This is a genomic window from Vagococcus sp. WN80Y (genome assembly GCF_059621045.1).
The window spans coordinates 1-1,718 of the sequence record NZ_JCAQHY010000054.1 but is presented as its reverse complement, the minus strand read 5'-3'; the positions used below and the strand labels follow the sequence as shown (position 1 = coordinate 1,718).

General features: G+C 45.8%; 2 protein-coding genes. Both read left to right on the top strand.

Going from position 1 to position 1,718, the window contains the following annotated elements; all coding sequences use genetic code 11:
* A partial coding sequence (locus tag AC5KOD_RS02650; RefSeq protein ID WP_496912992.1) for a hypothetical protein occupies positions 1-1,095 on the top strand: 1,095 nt, incomplete at its 5' end.
* 29 nt (positions 1,096-1,124) lie between these two features.
* A partial coding sequence (locus AC5KOD_RS02645; protein WP_496912991.1) for an aminotransferase class I/II-fold pyridoxal phosphate-dependent enzyme occupies positions 1,125-1,718 on the top strand: 594 nt, incomplete at its 3' end.

Here is a 1,718-nt window from a genome sequence, read left to right as displayed (position 1 = left end):
GTTATTTTTTTAGTTGGATTTTGGACGATTTTTCCGAAAGATATCTTAGAGATATCCGGAATCAAAACCTTATCCGATATTATGATTTCCTTTATTTTAATTCACGTCGGCACCATGTTTAATGTCAAGGATATGCTACGGGAGTGGAAGGTTGTTGTCACTACTCTGGCAGCTGTCGCTGGCATTGTGACCGCTATTTTATTAATTGGCACCCTGATATTTGATAAGGCCACCGCCTTTACTGCCGCAGGTCCGATGACCGGTGGGGGAATGGCGGCTTTAATCATGCAAGGTGCCGCCACCGAAGCTGGCAAGCCTGAACTAGGTATGCTGGCCATGATGATTTTTGTGATGCACGGCTTCTTCGGCTTCCCACTAACAGCGACGATTCTTGGCAAAGAAAGTCAGCGATTGCTTAGTGATTACCGAGAGACCACTGCCTCATCTGTTTCTAAAACCGTTTCTGACACAGAGACAACGTCAACAGACATTCCAACAGACGCCCCTCGGCGTCCGCTATACGAGCTTGTTCCAGAACGATTTCGTTCTCCGACCTATTATTTAGCGCTGTTAATCTGTTTAGGCTATCTCTGCCAAGTGCTGACTCAAGTCACTGGCCTTAATAACGCGATTGTTCAGATTATCGTGGGAATTGTCTTAGGGTATTTTGGTTTAATCGAACCCAAGCCTATGGACAAATCAGCCTCGACAGGTATTCTTAATCTGGCTTTGTTTGCCAGCTTTATGAGCTCCTTTGCCTTGGCCACGTGGTCAGTTGTGGTGGCTTTAATCGTTAAAATTGTCATTCTGATGGTGATTGCCTTAGTGGCGATTTTCCTTGCCACTTACTTTTTCGGCAAGCTTTTTGGTTACTCGCCTTACATGACCTTTGCGATTGGCTTGAACTGTTTCCTAGGCTTTCCCTTTAATTTTGCGTTAACGACTGAAGCCATCAAAGGGGCGACCAGTGACCAAGCCGAAGCCGATTATTTAACCGCCTATATGATGCCTAAAATGATTATCGCAGGCGTCGTCTCCGTCTCCCTTGTGTCAGCCATATTAGCAGGAATCTTCGCTGGTATTGCCTTTAATTAATTCGTCTCAAAGAAAAAAGGAGGAACCAAATGACCTATGATTTTACTACCAGTCGCGATCGTTTAGCTGATGGTTCGGCTAAATGGCACCAAATGCGCGACAGTTATCCTGATTTACCAACAGATATCGTGCCCTTATCAGTGGCAGATACTGATTTACTTCATCCATCAGAGTTGATCGAGGGCTTGAAGACTTACCTAGAGTCGATGGTTTTAGGCTACACCCAACCGACTGACAGCTATTATGAGGCGGTCATCGACTGGATGGCGCGCCGTCATCAGTGGCAGATCGAAAAAGACTGGCTGGTTGTCTCGCCAGGTATCGTGACGGCGCTTTATCATTCAGTCAAAGCCTATACGGAAGTGGGCGAGGGTGTTTTGATTTTATCACCTGTTTATTATCCTTTTCGAGTAGCCATTGAAAAGTCAGGTCGCGAGGTGATTGCCAGCTCACTCGTCAATCAGAACGGTCACTATACCATTGATTTTGTAGACCTAGAAGCCAAAGCCAGCTTGCCAAAAAATCGTTTACTGATTTTTTGTAGTCCACATAATCCAGTGGGCCGTGTCTGGCGCCAAGCAGAACTAGAAGAAGTTGACCGGATTTGTCGCAAGCATCAGGTG